Annotated in this window: 16 protein-coding genes, 1 pseudogene and 1 riboswitch; of the genes and pseudogenes, 5 read left to right on the top strand and 12 right to left on the bottom strand. The window is 49.0% G+C overall.

Annotation, left to right across the window (positions count from 1 at the left end; genetic code table 11):
• Positions 1-6: 6 nt before the first annotated feature.
• From MYB54_RS12040 to MYB54_RS12020, 5 genes and pseudogenes are all read right to left on the bottom strand, one after another.
• Positions 7-912, bottom strand: a complete 906-nt coding sequence (locus tag MYB54_RS12040; RefSeq protein WP_010275614.1) for a carbohydrate ABC transporter permease — start codon at positions 910-912, stop codon at positions 7-9.
• A complete protein-coding gene (locus tag MYB54_RS12035; RefSeq protein WP_039286676.1) occupies positions 905-1,795 on the bottom strand; it encodes a carbohydrate ABC transporter permease in 891 nt (296 codons plus the stop codon). The genes MYB54_RS12040 and MYB54_RS12035 overlap by 8 nt, the downstream gene beginning before the upstream one ends.
• A gap of 47 nt (positions 1,796-1,842) precedes the next feature.
• The gene (gene pelW, locus MYB54_RS12030; protein ID WP_248720814.1) at positions 1,843-3,474 is read right to left on the bottom strand and encodes a pectate disaccharide-lyase PelW; all 1,632 of its coding nucleotides are present in this window, start codon (positions 3,472-3,474) and stop codon (positions 1,843-1,845) included.
• 272 nt (positions 3,475-3,746) lie between these two features.
• Positions 3,747-4,508, bottom strand: a complete 762-nt coding sequence (gene kduD / locus MYB54_RS12025) for a 2-dehydro-3-deoxy-D-gluconate 5-dehydrogenase KduD (protein ID WP_010299965.1) — start codon at positions 4,506-4,508, stop codon at positions 3,747-3,749.
• An 83-nt stretch (positions 4,509-4,591) separates the two neighbouring features.
• A pseudogene (locus MYB54_RS12020) lies at positions 4,592-4,801 on the bottom strand (5-dehydro-4-deoxy-D-glucuronate isomerase); the annotation flags it as partial.
• 308 nt (positions 4,802-5,109) lie between these two features.
• Between MYB54_RS12020 and MYB54_RS12015 the strand changes: the two are divergent.
• Positions 5,110-5,442: a cupin domain-containing protein gene (locus MYB54_RS12015; RefSeq protein WP_010275594.1), complete on the top strand. Its 333-nt coding sequence runs from the start codon at positions 5,110-5,112 to the stop codon at positions 5,440-5,442.
• Between the two features lie 95 nt (positions 5,443-5,537).
• Here MYB54_RS12015 and hxpB read toward each other — a convergent pair whose 3' ends face one another.
• The gene (gene hxpB / locus MYB54_RS12010; protein WP_039286670.1) at positions 5,538-6,203 is read right to left on the bottom strand and encodes a hexitol phosphatase HxpB; all 666 of its coding nucleotides are present in this window, start codon (positions 6,201-6,203) and stop codon (positions 5,538-5,540) included.
• A gap of 294 nt (positions 6,204-6,497) precedes the next feature.
• On the opposite strand from hxpB, the gene MYB54_RS12005 reads away from it, so the two are divergent.
• Positions 6,498-7,046 carry a YniB family protein gene (locus MYB54_RS12005; protein ID WP_014915280.1) on the top strand — a complete coding sequence of 183 codons (549 nt, stop codon included), beginning with the start codon at positions 6,498-6,500 and terminating at the stop codon, positions 7,044-7,046.
• Positions 7,047-7,133: 87 nt separating this feature from the next.
• Here the strand turns inward: MYB54_RS12005 and MYB54_RS12000 are convergent, their stop codons facing one another.
• From MYB54_RS12000 to MYB54_RS11980, 5 genes are all read right to left on the bottom strand, one after another.
• Entirely contained in the window at positions 7,134-7,994 is an 861-nt protein-coding gene (locus MYB54_RS12000) for a fructosamine kinase family protein (RefSeq protein WP_039500846.1), read from the bottom strand.
• A 396-nt stretch (positions 7,995-8,390) separates the two neighbouring features.
• The gene (locus MYB54_RS11995) at positions 8,391-9,248 is read right to left on the bottom strand and encodes a metal ABC transporter permease (protein ID WP_039469265.1); all 858 of its coding nucleotides are present in this window, start codon (positions 9,246-9,248) and stop codon (positions 8,391-8,393) included.
• Entirely contained in the window at positions 9,245-10,108 is an 864-nt protein-coding gene (locus MYB54_RS11990; protein WP_039514761.1) for a metal ABC transporter permease, read from the bottom strand. Before MYB54_RS11990 ends, MYB54_RS11995 begins: the two co-directional genes overlap by 4 nt.
• A complete protein-coding gene (locus MYB54_RS11985; RefSeq protein ID WP_205537903.1) occupies positions 10,108-10,998 on the bottom strand; it encodes a manganese/iron ABC transporter ATP-binding protein in 891 nt (296 codons plus the stop codon). The genes MYB54_RS11990 and MYB54_RS11985 overlap by 1 nt, the downstream gene beginning before the upstream one ends.
• The gene (locus MYB54_RS11980) at positions 10,995-11,909 is read right to left on the bottom strand and encodes a metal ABC transporter substrate-binding protein (protein WP_039469270.1); all 915 of its coding nucleotides are present in this window, start codon (positions 11,907-11,909) and stop codon (positions 10,995-10,997) included. Before MYB54_RS11980 ends, MYB54_RS11985 begins: the two co-directional genes overlap by 4 nt.
• A gap of 949 nt (positions 11,910-12,858) precedes the next feature.
• On the opposite strand from MYB54_RS11980, the gene MYB54_RS11975 reads away from it, so the two are divergent.
• The 3 genes from MYB54_RS11975 to rlmA all read left to right on the top strand — a co-directional run bounded on the left by MYB54_RS11975 (position 12,859) and on the right by rlmA (position 14,185).
• Complete coding sequence (locus tag MYB54_RS11975) at positions 12,859-12,975, top strand: DUF2627 domain-containing protein (protein ID WP_085996916.1); 117 nt, start codon at positions 12,859-12,861, stop codon at positions 12,973-12,975.
• Positions 12,976-13,016: 41 nt separating this feature from the next.
• Entirely contained in the window at positions 13,017-13,226 is a 210-nt protein-coding gene (gene cspE / locus MYB54_RS11970) for a transcription antiterminator/RNA stability regulator CspE (protein ID WP_005968829.1), read from the top strand.
• Between the two features lie 128 nt (positions 13,227-13,354).
• Positions 13,355-14,185 (top strand): 23S rRNA (guanine(745)-N(1))-methyltransferase, encoded by an 831-nt coding sequence (gene rlmA, locus MYB54_RS11965; protein ID WP_248720813.1) that lies wholly within the window; start codon positions 13,355-13,357, stop codon positions 14,183-14,185.
• A gap of 67 nt (positions 14,186-14,252) precedes the next feature.
• Here the strand turns inward: rlmA and mntP are convergent, their stop codons facing one another.
• Positions 14,253-14,825 carry a manganese efflux pump MntP gene (mntP, locus tag MYB54_RS11960; RefSeq protein WP_010275549.1) on the bottom strand — a complete coding sequence of 191 codons (573 nt, stop codon included), beginning with the start codon at positions 14,823-14,825 and terminating at the stop codon, positions 14,253-14,255.
• Positions 14,826-14,833: 8 nt separating this feature from the next.
• Positions 14,834-15,052: riboswitch (yybP-ykoY riboswitch) on the bottom strand.
• Positions 15,053-15,097: the final 45 nt, after the last annotated feature.

Genomic DNA, 15,097 nt, shown 5'->3' with positions numbered 1-15,097 from the left:
CCTCTATTAACCTTTAATTCCGCTGCTGGTCACGCCTTGTACGAAGTAGCGCTGTGCCAGGAAGAAAACAATAATGGATGGCAGAATGGAGATGCTGGACATGGCCAGGATTTCATTCCACGGAGCGCCTTCAGTAACGTCGATAGACATTTTCAGCGCCAGCGCAATCGGATATTTATCCACGCTATAGACATAAATCAGCGGACCGATGAAGTCGTTCATTGACCACATGAACTGGAACAGCGCAACAGAGATGATGGCTGGTTTCAGAATCGGCACGACCACATACCACAGCACCTGGAAGGAGTTACAGCCATCGATCTGAGCGGCTTCTTCCATATCACGTGGTACACCACGCAGGAACTGGATCAGCATGAACACAAAGAACCCTTGTGTTGCAAACGCCAGCGGCAAGTACAGTGGCAGATAGCTGTTCAGCATGCCCATTTCGCGGAACATGAGGTACTGAGGAATCAACAGTACGGTGCTTGGCAACAGCATGGTGGTGATCAGTGTCGCGAACCAGAAGCCCTTCCACGGAATGTCAAAGCGAGCGAAGCCATAAGCCACAATCACCGAGGAAATAACGGTCAGAACCACTTTCGGAATCACGTACTGGAAAGTGTTAATCATGTAGTGACCGAAATTGTATTCCGTACCGGTTTTCCAACCGTTAACGAAACCATCCCAAGTGGCGTGAGCAGGCCACAGACCCAACGTGGTGAAAATCTCATGGTTCGGTTTGAACGACGCTGAGAACATCCACGCTAGTGGATAAAGCATCAGTAAACCAACGAACAGCAGTATCACGTAACGAATGGCGGCACTGAGTTTTTCTTTACGCAGCGTGCGGCGTACTTCTGCAGCAGCAACTTCTTGTGCTGTAGTCAGGTTTGAATGCATGTCAGCCATTTTTTCCTCCTTTATCAGCGGAGTAGAACACCCAGTATTTCGACGACTTAAAGGAGATAGACGCAAATACCGCAACAACCAGGAACAGAACCCATGCCAAGGCAGCACCATAACCCATATCGAAATACTTGAACGCCGTATCATAGATATAGAGCGAGAACAGATAGGTGTAGTGCGTTGGACCGCCGCCAGTAATGACGTAAGGTGCCGTAAACTCCTGGAATGCCTGAGTGGTCTGCATGATAAAGTTAAAGAAAATAACTGGCGTAATCAGCGGTACCGTTACTTTCAGGAACATTTGCCATTTGGATGCACCGTCGATCATTGCCGCTTCATACTGAGATTGCGGAACGTTCTGCAATGCAGCCAGGAAGATAACCATCGCGGAACCGAACTGCCATACGCGTAACAGCGTTACTGACATCAGTGCCAGCGACGGTTCGCCCAGCCAGTTGATGGCATCAAAGCCAAACACGCCGAGGAAGCTGTTTAACAAGCCATCGATGGCGAACAGTGCACGCCACAGAACGGCAATGGCCACGCTGCTGCCCAGAATAGAAGGCACATAGTAAGCAGTACGGAAGAAACCGATACCACGTAATTTGAAATTAAGTACAAACGCAATTAACAGTGCGAAGATTAATTTCAATGGAATGGTCAGAAATACATAGGCAAAGGTGACGCCCATGGATTTCCAAAAGAGATCATCCTCCATGAACATACGGTGATAGTTTTCTAACCCCGTAAATTCAGGCGGATTGATCAAGTCATACTCAGTAAAACTGAGGATAAATGACGAAACAAAGGGGAAAGCGGTAAAAACTATCAGCCCTATAATATAGGGGGAGATATAGGCTAACCCCAGCATTCTGTTTTCATTCATAATGCTTACCTATTGATTAATTGTGAACCATTAAAAAAAACATAAAATTAAGCTGTTAATAACTCTGGATAAATTAATTCCACGTCATAAACAATTCTATTTTCCCCGTTAACGTGAAAATCACCGTGAACATATCCACCTTGTGTCAGGTACGGCGGGATATCGTTTAATTTGTTGCGACAAGCGGCAACGAAAGTCAGTAAAGCCAGCGGATAGGTATCATCCAGACGAACATAACGATGCTGTGCGGAGCGAACGAACAAACCACGATGGAAGTGTTGTTCAAACAGAACGCCAGCCAACTGCGCGGCGTAATGTGCCCAGGATTCTGATTGTTTGTGATCGGCCAGTTCAATGACGGTCAACAAGAGTAACGGGCTGGCGATGTGCTGAATGTCTTCTTTATTCAGCCGCGTCAGCATGGTGTTAACCAGTGCGTACAGGTCCTCATCGCCACTCAGGCGATAAGCACGAACCAGCGGTAATAAATAATCACCTTCTAATGCAAACGGCTTTAATTCCGTACCCGCTTTACCATAATAGCCATCGCGTTTAAAACGGTAGCCAGTCATGTCCTGGCCGTTGTTCCACATTGGGCGCAGTGTATTGCTGGTGACATCGTAGGCGTACTGATAGTAATTTTTTAACCCTGAAATAACCCAGTCCAGAATTTCTGCATCAGGCTGCGTGCGGAGAATATCCAACATTGCCAGTGGGTTATCAATCAGCAGTGGGCGCATGTCGCGGAACAGCACATTGGCTTCGCGCGCGATTTCACCGAACTCTGGGCCAAACTGACGTTGGGCGCGATCGCCAAACCAGGACTGCGTCTGGTTGTCGTCTTCTGGTACCGGCTGGCGCTGCTGTGGTGAACTGAACTGATACACCGGCATACCGGTTTCTGGGTTGCGTGCCAAAACGTATTGGCGATAAAGATGCTTACCCCAGGCCGCGGCGTGGCTATCGCCTGTGTATTCTGCGTATTTGAACGCGGCATAAATCAGGTCTGTGCCAGCATTAACAAAAGTCAGTCCTTTCGTTAATGGCAGAACAGGCCACTGTGCCGGATCGACGACGTCATGGCGGGCATGCAGGAACACGTTTGGATCGCGTTTTTTGCTGTAATCACCATGACGACCCAGATCCAGTGAATCCCAGTCTTCAACGTGCGCGTTCCAGAAACCCTGAAAGAAATTCAGCGTCTTTTCCGCATTAACACGGTGCAACAACGCGTAATAGGGAAGGTGGTGCTTTAATTCATGCACTTGAGCTTTGGATTCTGGCCCTTCTCCTGCCAGCGTATCCAGATTAATAAAGCGGTGACCGCCCCAGAAGAACAGGCCGCTATTATCATCAACGAAATGATCCAGGAAATATTCGCTTTGTGCGATAGCGTGCTGCTGGTAACTCTCATTACCCGTAACGACGCTCATGGCACACAGCGTTCTTAGCCAATTTTGCTGGCTGGCAAAATTAGAAATAGGTGCGCTATGTCCATCTGGGAATTGCCACACCGCAGGTGCATAATTTTCCACATCAAAACCGTCAGCCAATAATAAGGTTGGCTGACTTTGGCTGCGGCCTTTATCCTGAACGCAGGCAATGTGGCTATCGAGTGCTGCAACCCATTCGTCGAGCTGCGATTTCCTGCTGGTGTATAAGCTTTCAAAAATACTCATGGAGTACCTTCTTATGGAACCGTGGAACAGTTCCTTATAAATAGAAACACTGTTTTGATTGATTATATTGCGCTATTAACCTTGTCGTCATGCACGCAATATCGAAAGTGTGATCAAAGTCGGAACGTTGTTTTGATTTTTTTTAAGAAAGGATTTTGGCAGGAGAAAGAATCATGAAAAACGAAATAAGAACTTGAAAAACAAATAAAAAGCACAACCGAAATTGTGCTTTTTATCGTAGGTTGGCGAAATGCCGCTAAGAAAAATTGCGCTTAGCGAGCCAGCCAGCCACCATCAACGGCAATCGTGTAACCATTGATGTAGTCAGATGCGCTGGATGCCAGGAAGACAGATGGGCCCATCAGATCCTGCGGCAGACCCCAACGGCCAGCTGGGATACGATCCAGAATTTCTTTGCTGCGTTCTTCATCGGCGCGCAGTTGCTGGGTATTGTTGGTAGCCATATACCCCGGTGCAATGGCGTTGACGTTGATACCGTGTTTTGCCCACTCGTTCGCCATCAGACGGGTTACGCCCATAACAGCGCTTTTTGATGCGGTATAAGAAGGTACGCGGATACCACCCTGGAAGGACAGCATAGAAGCGATATTGATGATCTTACCGCCTTTGCCTTGCTTGATGAACTGGCGAGCAACGGTCTGAGACATAAAGAAAACGCTCTTAATGTTCAGGTTCATTACGTCGTCCCAGTTTTTCTCGCTGAAATCGATCGCATCTTCACGACGGATGATACCGGCGTTGTTGACCAGAATGTCAACGTGGCCAAATTCAGCAACAGCTTTCTCTACCAGCTCTGCATGACCAGAGACATTGCTCATGTCGGCGGTCAGGCTGAGGAAACGACGTCCCAATGCGGTGACTTTTTCGATAGTGTCTTTCGGTTCAACGATGTTGACGCCGACGATATCACAACCAGCCTGTGCCAGACCGATAGCCATGCCTTGACCCAAACCCGTATCACAACCCGTGATCAGAGCAACTTTACCTTGCAAATCAAAAGAATTTAAAATCATATCTGTAATCTCTCTATAAGCGACAAAATACTTAGTCGTTAGCTGTTACTGTAGGGAACACCGGTAATTCCGGTCGAAAGCGATTAACGTAACTCGCTAACCTTGACGTGATCCATGTCACCGAAAACGTGATTCTCGCCAACCATGCCCCAGATAAAGGTGTAGCGTCTGGTGCCAACACCGGAATGCATCGACCAGATCGGTGAAACCACCGTCCGCTCGTTTTTTATTACGCTATGACGGGCTTCCTGTTGCTGACCCATCATGTGGAAAACTGCCGTTTCATTACTTACTGTTTCTGGTGAAAGCGCCGGGCGAAACAGATGATGTCGCGTGGCAGTGACAACGTCACCTGTTCCTCAACCTGCCCGGTTCTTTCTTGTTATGCGGGATGATAGTTTGGATGGGATGTGAATTCAATAAAAATGAAATAATGTTTTATTTATTTCTTGAGGGCCGTCATGGTTTTGCTTAATTTATGTTTCTTCTGGTACTGATGTGGCTAAAATGTCGCAATCCATAATCATACCCTCGTTGTCGTACACGGTTTGTTGACGCAATAGAAGGTATGGGCAATAAAAGCGTTAGAGGAGAGATGACGATGAGAAGATACTTTATTGATGATGAAACGCCGTGGGAAGAACTGGGCGGTGGCATTAAACGTAAAATCATGACTTGGAGCGATGAGCTGATGATGGTTTACGTGCACTTTGATAAAGGTGCGATTGGTACGCCGCACTTCCATGAGATTCACGATCAGATTGCTTATGTTGCTGCTGGCAGCTTTGAAGTCGTGATCGAAGGTGAGAAACGTATCCTGAAAACCGGCGACGCCTATCTGGCAGTGAAAAACGAGATGCACGGCGTGGTCTCGCTGGAAGACGGCAGCGTCCTGATCGATGCTTTCTCGCCTAAGCGAGCGGATTTCCTGTAATGCTTCAAAGCGTGGTCAGCTAATAGACTGATCACGCTTTCGTCATATCCCGCGATGTCCGCTTTTCTATTCTTCTACTTCTTTATTCCTAATCCCTAGACTAAATGCTCAGCGGTCAGCTGATTCAGAGAGTCCAGCTTATAATCGGCTAGCGCCCAGCGTGCGTCATCGCGAAACTCAGCCTGTGGAATAACGATTGAACGCATACGTGCCGCCTTGGTTGCGATCATGCCGTTCACCGAATCTTCCAACGTCACACACTGTGTCGGAGGAACGCCGAGTCCGTTTGCCGCATTCAAATACACTTCTGGATGAGGCTTGCTATACGGCAGTGTCTCGGCGGACATTAAGACATCAAAGTAGTGCTCCAGATTAAACATTCGCAGCACCTGCTGCTGCATGCGGAGCGGTGAAGCGGAAGCCAGCCCGATTTTGAGATTCTGTTCACGACACAGTTGCAGCGCATGTTCGACGCCGGGCAGGAGGGGACGCTGTTCGGCAACGAGTTCAATGGCGCGATCGATAATACGGCGGACAACCTCGTCCCGGGCCGGTGCCGCCCAGGGAGAGCGTTGATACCAGAGTTCGACCACCATATCGATGCGTAAACCCAGAGTATCTTTCATGGATTCTCGTAGTGAAATATCGACGCCAAGCGAGGCGATAACCTCCAGTTCGGCTTTGTCCCACAACGGTTCTGAATCAATCAGCAGCCCATCCATATCGAAAATCGCCGCGCGTATAGAAGAATCAAAGGACATACCACTGGCTCCGTCAGCAAAGGAAAAGAAAATTTACTGGTAAACTATACCTTAATAAGTTGAGTTGCAGGGCACTACGCAAGCATTTTGAACAACGTGCAGTGCTGGGCGTCAGGGATAGCCCTTGGAAGGGCTCAACGTACACGTAGCGTGATGTATGACGGAGTAAATCGCTATTGTGGCCGATCAGGCGGTGCGGGAGATAAAGTGTTGACTGCGCGTAAAGTTACAGTAGGCTACCCGTCGTACTAAAACGATACATTATCGATGTTGCGTCGCTAAGAAGGGGTTCTCATGACGTATCAACAGGCTGGCCGTATTGCCGTCGTTAAACGCATTGCCGGATGGATCCTTTTTATCCCCGCGCTGCTTTCAACCTTCGTCTCGCTAGCTAATTATCTTTACGCTTATACCCAGAAAAAACAGGGTATTGACGCTGTTCTTCTGGATTTTGTGCACCTGATGGTCGATATGGTGCGCTTTAATACGCCTTTCCTGAATATTTTCTGGTACAACTCGCCAGTACCCGATTTTACGCGTTTTTTCAGTGGGGCGACGCTGATGTTTTGGCTGATCTACATCCTGATTTTTGTTGGCCTAGCTTTGCAGGTGTCGGGTGCCCGCATGTCGCGTCAGGCGAAGGCCATTAAGGAAGGCATTGAAGATCAACTGATTCTGGAAAAGATGAAAGTTGATGGCGGGAATACGCGTGAGACGCTGGAATCACGTGTTGTTGTTCCTGGACACACGATTTTTGTGCAATTCTTTCCGCTTTATATCCTGCCAGTGATTGTCGCGGGTATTGGCTATCTGGTGTTACGTTTATTAGGATTGCCAGTCTGATTGACGGTCTGGCGCAATGATTGCGCCAGACGCCGTATTCTTCTCACCTTTAGAGCAAACACCTCATCTTCGTGCAACTGTCCCACCTTAGATCAAAAGCTGCCGTTCAATGAGCTGTTGCGCTTCAACAATATGCTTGCCGCCGAAAAGATTGGCGCGGTTGAGCAGATAATAAATCTGGTAAATGGGCTGGCGATCGATAAAGCCTTTATCCAGCGGCCACACGCTCTGGTAACCGTCATAAATCTGCGGGGGCAGGGCCGGGTAGCGCGGCAGCATCGCTAAATCACATTCTCTGTCTCCCCAATAGCAGGCCGGATCGAACAGATAAGCGCCATCCTGACTATTCGCACAGTTATCTGGCCATAGGTCACCGTGCAGGAGCGACGGTTGAGGCTGATGTCCTGCCAGACGTTCCTCAACGCGTGCGATCAGCGTTTCAATGTGACCGAAATGCATCCCTTTTTCCGCCGCCAACTGCAACTGCCAACCAATGCGCTGTTCGGCAAAAAAGGTCGCCCAGCGCCGCTGCCAGCTGTTTGGCTGAGGCGTTGTTGAGAGGTCGTTATCGAAATCCAGCCCAAATTGTGGCTGGTCACTCCACTGGTGCAGGCGAGCTAACTGTTCACCCAAGCACCAGGCGCTGTGCGCATCCAACGGTTTGACGGGAAGATATTGCAGAAGCAGGAAACTGTTATCGCGTGAGCTACCGACCCCATAGACGGTGGGGACACGCACCGTATTACTGCGGCTCAGCAAATGAAGTTGATCGGCTTCAGCCGTGAATTTGGCCAGCATTTCACGACTATCGCATTTTACGAAGACGTCATGCTCGCCGTAGCGGACGTACCAGGCTGGATGTATTTCACCGCCGGATAATTCGCGACGATCCTGAATATCCGCAGCACCGTGATGTTCTTCCAAAAGTCGGCTGATAGCTTGCCACATAAGGTCATCCTCCCGTTGATGTTGCCTGATACTCTGCTGTTCACTGGGGTGATTCGTTTACGGTAACCCATTGAGCGCAATAAAAATGGAATCTATACCTCAAATAATTCGAGTTGCGGGAAGGCGGCAAGAAAGGGAATCCCGATGAGCTTACTCAAGTAAGTGATTCGGGTGAGCGAACGCAGCCAACGCACATGCAGCTTGAAGTATTACAGGTATATAGCACAGTGATAACCATCGGTGGAGATAGCGCGAAACAAGTATAGTCGGAATTAAACATCACGGAGTTAGGATGGCGCTCAATCCGTTGGATGAAAAAATAAAATAGGGATAAGTGACGTAACCGGCGGTTGTTTTCCGGTTACGTCATGCTAAGGGACTTGTAGAAAGAAAGGATTACAGTGAGTCGGTGATAGCCTGAGAGGTTGCCTGACGACGCAGTTTAAGCTGGTGGTAGGTCAGTGCTAGCGTAAAGAACAGGGCCTGAACGATGACGATGCAAGGGCCTGTGGCGCCATCGATGTAGAAACTGATCAGGGTGCCGGCAATACATGAAATGACGGAAACTAACGTGGCGACGAGAACCATCCGCTCGAAGCGCTTACAAACCATAAAGGCAATAATGCCCGGTGCAATCAGCATCGCAATCACCAGAATAACGCCGACTGCCTGTAAGGATGCGACAATCGTCATCGCCAGCAGGCTCAGCAATCCGTAGTGCAGCAGCTTAACGGGCAGGCCAATGACGCGGGCATGATTGGGATCGAAGCAGTACAGCATAAAATCTCGGCGCTTTAACAAGATGATGGCCAGCGTCACCCCAGCGATCAGTAAGATTTGCGTCAGCTCTTGCTGAGTGATACCCAGCACGTTACCAAACAGAATATGGTTCAGGTGCTGATCGGTATCGATACGCGCAAACATCACGAGCCCCAGCGCAAACATGCCGGAAAAGATGATCCCCATGACCGTGTCTTCTTTGACCCGACTGTGTTCCTTCACGTAGCCCGTTGCGACCGCACAAAAAATACCGGAAACGAAAGCCCCGATGACTAATGGGATCCCCAGTAAAAACGCGACAACGATACCGGGCAACACGGCATGGGAAATGGCATCACCCATTAGCGACCAGCCTTTCAGCACCAGATAACACGACAGCACGGCGCAGACCGTACCGGTGACGACAGCGGCGAGTAACGCACGCTGCATGAACGGGTAGGACAGGGGATCGATGAGCCAGCTAATGAGCGTCATAATGCATCTCCTGATTGATCGCGTAACCGCAGGCGGCGCGATGCCAGCAACCCGTGCTTGGGGGCAAAGACAAACGCCAACAGGAAGACGACGGTTTGCAACGTGACAATCACGCCGCCGGTTGCACCATCAAGGAAGAAGCTTAGATACGCCCCGACGGCGCTGGTGATCGCACCCAGTGCAATAGAAATGACAACCAGACGACCAAATCGATCGGTGAGCAGATAAGCCGTGGCACCCGGCGTAATCACCATCGCGATCACCAAAATCGCCCCGACAGTTTGCAACGCTGCGACCGTACAGGCACTGAGAAGCGTAAAGAACAGAATTTTCAGCTTCAGCGGGGAAAGGCCAATGGAACGGGCATGGTTCTCATCAAAGAACACAGCCAGCAGATCTTTCCATAGCAGGCAGAGAATCACGAACGTCACGCCGATGATGATTTCAACCTGCAGAATATCTTCGTCAGCAATACCCAAAATATTGCCAAAAATGATGGATTGCACGTTAACCGATGTCGGGTTGAGCGAAATAATCAGCAGGCCGACAGCGAAAAACGTTGAGAAAATAAAGCCGATAATCGCATCTTCACGCAATCGGGTAATGTGACGAATCAGGGTCATCGCCAGCGCGGCGAGCATGCCGGTAAAAAATGCACCTGCCGCGTAGGGCAAGCCCAACGCATAGGCTCCTGCGACACCGGGGACGACGGAGTGGGAAAGCGCATCGCCCATCAACGACCAGCCTTTCAGCATCAGGTACGCCGAAAGAAAAGCGCACACGCCGCCGACAATCGCGCTGACCCAGATCGCTTTGACCATGTAGTTATAGTTGAATGGCTGCAATAGGATATCGATCATCAGGGCTTTTTCTCCTCCGGTATCACGCGTGACGCAGGAGGATCGCTCTTGGTCGACCCATAGAACACGGCAGGACGTTCATCGTCTGTTAACACCGTCACCGAACGGACATCGTCATCATCGTGAAGATGAGATCCCCCGAGGTTGATGTGTCGCAGCACGCCACCGAACGTTTTCTCCAAATTGCTTTGGGTAAAGGTGCTGTGTGTCGGTCCTGCGGCTAAAACGGTGCGGTTGACCAAAATAACGTTGTCACAAAACTCAGGAACGCTACCGAGGTTATGGGTTGCGACCAAAATCAAATGCCCTTCATCGCGCAAGGTGCGAAGCAGGTCGATAATCGCGTTCTCTGTTTTAACGTCTACGCCAGTGAAAGGCTCATCCAGCAGCAACACGCTGCCTTGCTGAGCCAGCGCCCGTGCCAGAAAGACGCGTTTTTTCTGTCCACCGGACAGTTCGCCGATCTGGCGATGTTGCAGCGTTGATAACCCGACGCGCTCCAGCGACTCCGCGACAATAGCGCGGTCCTGTTTACTGGGAATACGCAGGAAATTCATTCTCCCGTAGCGTCCCATCATGACCACGTCGGAAACCAGAACGGGGAAATTCCAGTCCACGTCTTCTGTTTGTGGAACATAAGCAACCAGATTCTGTTTCAGTGCCTGGTAGATCGGTTGCTGGTTGAGCAGTACCTGCCCTGAGGTTGGTTTGACCAACCCCATGATGCTTTTGAACAACGTTGATTTTCCACTGCCGTTTACGCCAACCAAGGCGCAAATTGTACCGCCAGTCAGGGAAAAAGAGGCATGGCGAATAGCCTGATGCCCGTTGCTGTAAGTAACCGAAACATCATTGACTTCTAATGACTGTACTGCTCGATCACCACTCATTGATTAAATCCTTTAGCGATAGTTTCCACCGTCACTTTTAACAGGTCGATATAGGTTGGCACGGGGCCTTTCTCTGTAGAGAGCGAATCAACATACAGTACGCCGCCATATTTCGCCCCCGTTTCTTTACTGACCTGTTTTGCCGGCTTATCGGAAACGGTGCTTTCACTGAATACAACAGGGATTGCCTTCTCACGCACGGTATCGATAACCCGACGCACCTGCTGCGGTGAACCTTGTTCGTCGGCATTGATTGGCCAGAGGTAGACTTCATTGAACTGATAATCTTTTGCCAGATAGCTGAACGCCCCTTCACTGGTGACTAACCAGCGCTGCTGTTCTGGGATACGGGCAAGACGTTCACGCAGCGGCGCATCGAGAGCCTTAATTTTTTCCGCATAAGCTTTGGCATTACGGTTATACGTTTCTGCATTCGCAGGATCGGCTTGCACCAGACCTTTGCGGATATTTTCAATATAGATTAATGCGTTGGAGGGCGACATCCAGGCATGCGGGTTTGGGTTGCCATTATAGGCACCTTCGCGGATAGGAAGCGGCGTGATGCCTTCCGTCACCACAACAGCGGGTACATTTTTTACGTTCTCGAAAAAGCGTGTAAACCAACGTTCGAGATTCATGCCGTTCCACAGCACCAGCTGTGCAGATTGTGTTTTCACAATATCACGTGGTGTCGGTTGATAATCATGAATCTCCGCACCAGGTTTGGTGATGGACTCAACCGTCGCGGCATCGCCCGCAATATTCTGTGCGATATCCTGAATGATGGTAAAGGTCGTGATGACTTTAAGCTTTTCAGCCGCCTGAGCAGAGGTACTGGCTAAAAGCAGTAAAGCGCACGGCAGCGCGATGCGACGGAATAGGGCAGGTAAATGAGCGTGAAAACCAATCATGCGGATATCCTTACAAACCGTGAAAGTGTTACTTGAGAATAATTATCAATATCATTTAAGTCAAGAGGCAGAGAAGGGCGGGGAGTGAATATTTGAGGGTGTCTCATGACACAAGAAATCACTGTTCGCAGGCACGTAGCACGCACTTGCGCGGGTAAGGAACGCATCATGCTCCTTTGATAACAGAAATGTTGCTTTAATTTAATGAATCGTACTTAAGGTTACAACGAAAGTCTAACGGTAACGGTAGTGAACTGTCGCGCGACTATACATAGCTATACACATGGTGAAATTTACGCCAAAAGAAGAGAGAAATCTGATGCATCCTTAAGAAAATGCCGACGACTGCCGATAAACCATAAAGAATGTGAGAGATGTCTCTATTGGATACAAAAGGACTGTAAGTGATATGAGCACAAAATCAGAACGACGTTGGAAGCTGGCAAGTTTCGTTTTATTGACTTTTTTGGTGGCATTATTAGCGCTGTTGATTCAAAGCAGTTAATTCCTAACGTGACGAAATGTTAGGTTATAAATAATTTCTATTATGTAATGTATTAATGGAAAAGATACAGATAGCATAAAAATGACAATCGATTTTAAACATTGATATAAGCGCGCCTGCAGTCGGGCGCGCTTTTTTGTTAATGGCCAATATTCTTTCATAGCAGATCGCCAATTATAGCTTTTTGTTATGATTGCCGATGCCTCTGTGCCAGAAATGCGACGGTTGTCGCGTATTTTTTTGCATAATAGAATCTGACGTACGCTTATTGTGTCGTACCAGAAGCCGCCAGTTAATATAGGTGTCAGCGGGCATTATCGTGTATTAATGAATCAAGGATGGCGCGAATTTGTGCGGCATGTCCACGACTGATAAAAAAGCCCTTGCCATCGTTTACATAGTGTGTAATAACGCTTCTGGGTAAAACGAGGTACAGTTCTGTATATGAATGGCATTTTCAGTAAAGAAGACTTAAGTACAACCTTTAGTGTTGCATGCTGCTTCTCTGCCGATCCTTATCTTAGTGCCTCAAGCAGTAACGACTTTGGTTTGTCTGTATAACGCCTTTTTGGCGGTTTAAACAATTAAAGGAAATATTTGAAATGGCAAAGATTAAAGGTCAGGTTAAGTGGTTCAACGAGTCTAAAGGCTTTGGTTTCATCACTCCTGCTGACGGCAGCAAAGATGTATTCGTACACTTCTCTGCAATTCAAGGCAACGGCTTCAAAACTCTGGCTGAAGGCCAGAACGTAGAATTCGAAATTCAGGATGGCCAGAAAGGTCCTTCTGCAGTAAACGTCACTGCGCTGTAATTTTACAGCTCTGTTGCAAAACCCGCCATGGTGCGGGTTTTTTGTTGTCTGCGTTTTATCTGCACCAGTGATACTTTTATCTACACCTGTAATGAAATGAAGACGTTTTTAATGAGGAAAATGTGCCGATGAGTTATCAGTGTCCGCTATGCCAGTTACCTCTGGAGCGACACCCGCGGCAATGGACGTGTGGTAAACATAGCTTTGACTGTGCAAAAGAAGGGTACGTCAACCTGTTGCCGGTACAGTTTAAGCGATCAAAACAGCCTGGCGACAGTGTTGAAATGATGCAGGCGCGACGCAGCTTTCTTGAAGCCGGTCACTATCAACCGCTACGCGACGCCGTTGCGCAGCACGTTGATCGTATTGTGGCGGATGACGCTGCGGCGCTACTGGATATCGGCTGTGGCGAAGGGTATTACACTGCAGAGCTGGCCCATCGTCTCACATCGCGCAGAACGATGACGATATACGGGCTGGATGTTTCCAAAGCGGCGATTCAGCGCGCGGCAAAGCGGTATGACAACGTTGAATTTTGCGTTGCTTCCAGCCAGCGGTTACCTTTCCAGGATCAATCCCTTGATGCTGTAGTAAAAATCTATGCGCCGTGTAATGACGCGGAGTTGCAGCGCACTGTTAAGGTTGGCGGTTGGGTGGTGACGGTGTCTCCGGGGCCACGACATCTTTATCAACTGAAAGCAGAAGTTTATGATGAGGTGTTATTACACCCGAGCAAAGATGAAGTGCTCGCAGGCTTTCAGCTTATGGATCAACAAATGCTTGCGTACCCAATGTCGTTATCCGGGAGTGAGGCTGCGGCGCTATTGCAAATGACACCCTTTGCCTGGCGAGCAACGCCAGACGTTAGCGAGCGGCTGCAGGCGGTAGCCACGTTTAGTTGTGAAACGGATTTTATTATCCGCTTGCATCAACGCATTGATGGCGGTGCAGTAGCATAATCGCGAAGAATAAAAACGGGCAGCGCGATAGTCGGGCTGCCCGTTGATGTGAAGTATGACGGGTATATCAGGCGGCGTAGCCGAGGTGCTCGTACAAGATATTACAGCCGATACCAATCAGAACCAGCCCGCCCATCACTTCTGCTTTTTTGCCGAGAATCGGGCCGATATAGCGGCCAATCATCATTCCGAGCGTCACCATAATCATGGTGGCGCAGCCTATCACCATCGCAGTATGGAAAATATTGACCTGAAGGAAGGCCAGACCGACGCCGATTGCCATGGCATCCAGGCTGGTGGCGACGGCAGTACAGATCAGCAGCGCCAGACTATGATTTTTGACTTTTTCGCAGCGGCAGTCTGAAGAACCTTTGAGGCCTTCAACGATCATGCGACCACCCAGAATCAGTAACAGCGTAAAGGCAACCCAGTGATCCCATTCGAGAATATATTGGCTGGCAAAAAAGCCCAGTGCCCAGCCGATGAGCGGGGTGATAGCTTCAATAACACCAAAGATGAGACCGGTGCGAATGGCATCGCGGAAACGGGGGTTGTGCAGTACGGCACCTTTACCGATTGACGCGGCGAAGGCATCCATTGACATACCAAATGCTAGGATAAGAGTTGCTGACATATTCATTGTAAAATAGCCTCGGCTGGACGATTAACCATATACACGCAGATCATCCCCAACCCGATGACGATACTACGTGTCTATGGTCTCGCCTGCCAATCACGCTTGGCCGCCCGCACCACGTCTATGCTCCGATGATAGGAGATAAAACGAGTATGTTGATACGAGCATTTCTGATGAATTATTGTGAGTGTTAATTAATCAGAAATCGGCTACTCCCCAATGACGGCGCAACCTTACCATATTATTTATGATGCAAACAACACTAAAAGTTTTAA

The sequence above is a fragment of the Pectobacterium nicotianae genome, from assembly GCF_023272715.1.
GTDB classification, from domain to species: domain Bacteria; phylum Pseudomonadota; class Gammaproteobacteria; order Enterobacterales; family Enterobacteriaceae; genus Pectobacterium; species Pectobacterium brasiliense.
Note: the sequence above shows the minus strand (reverse complement) of the source record. Positions and strands in the feature narration are given on the sequence as shown.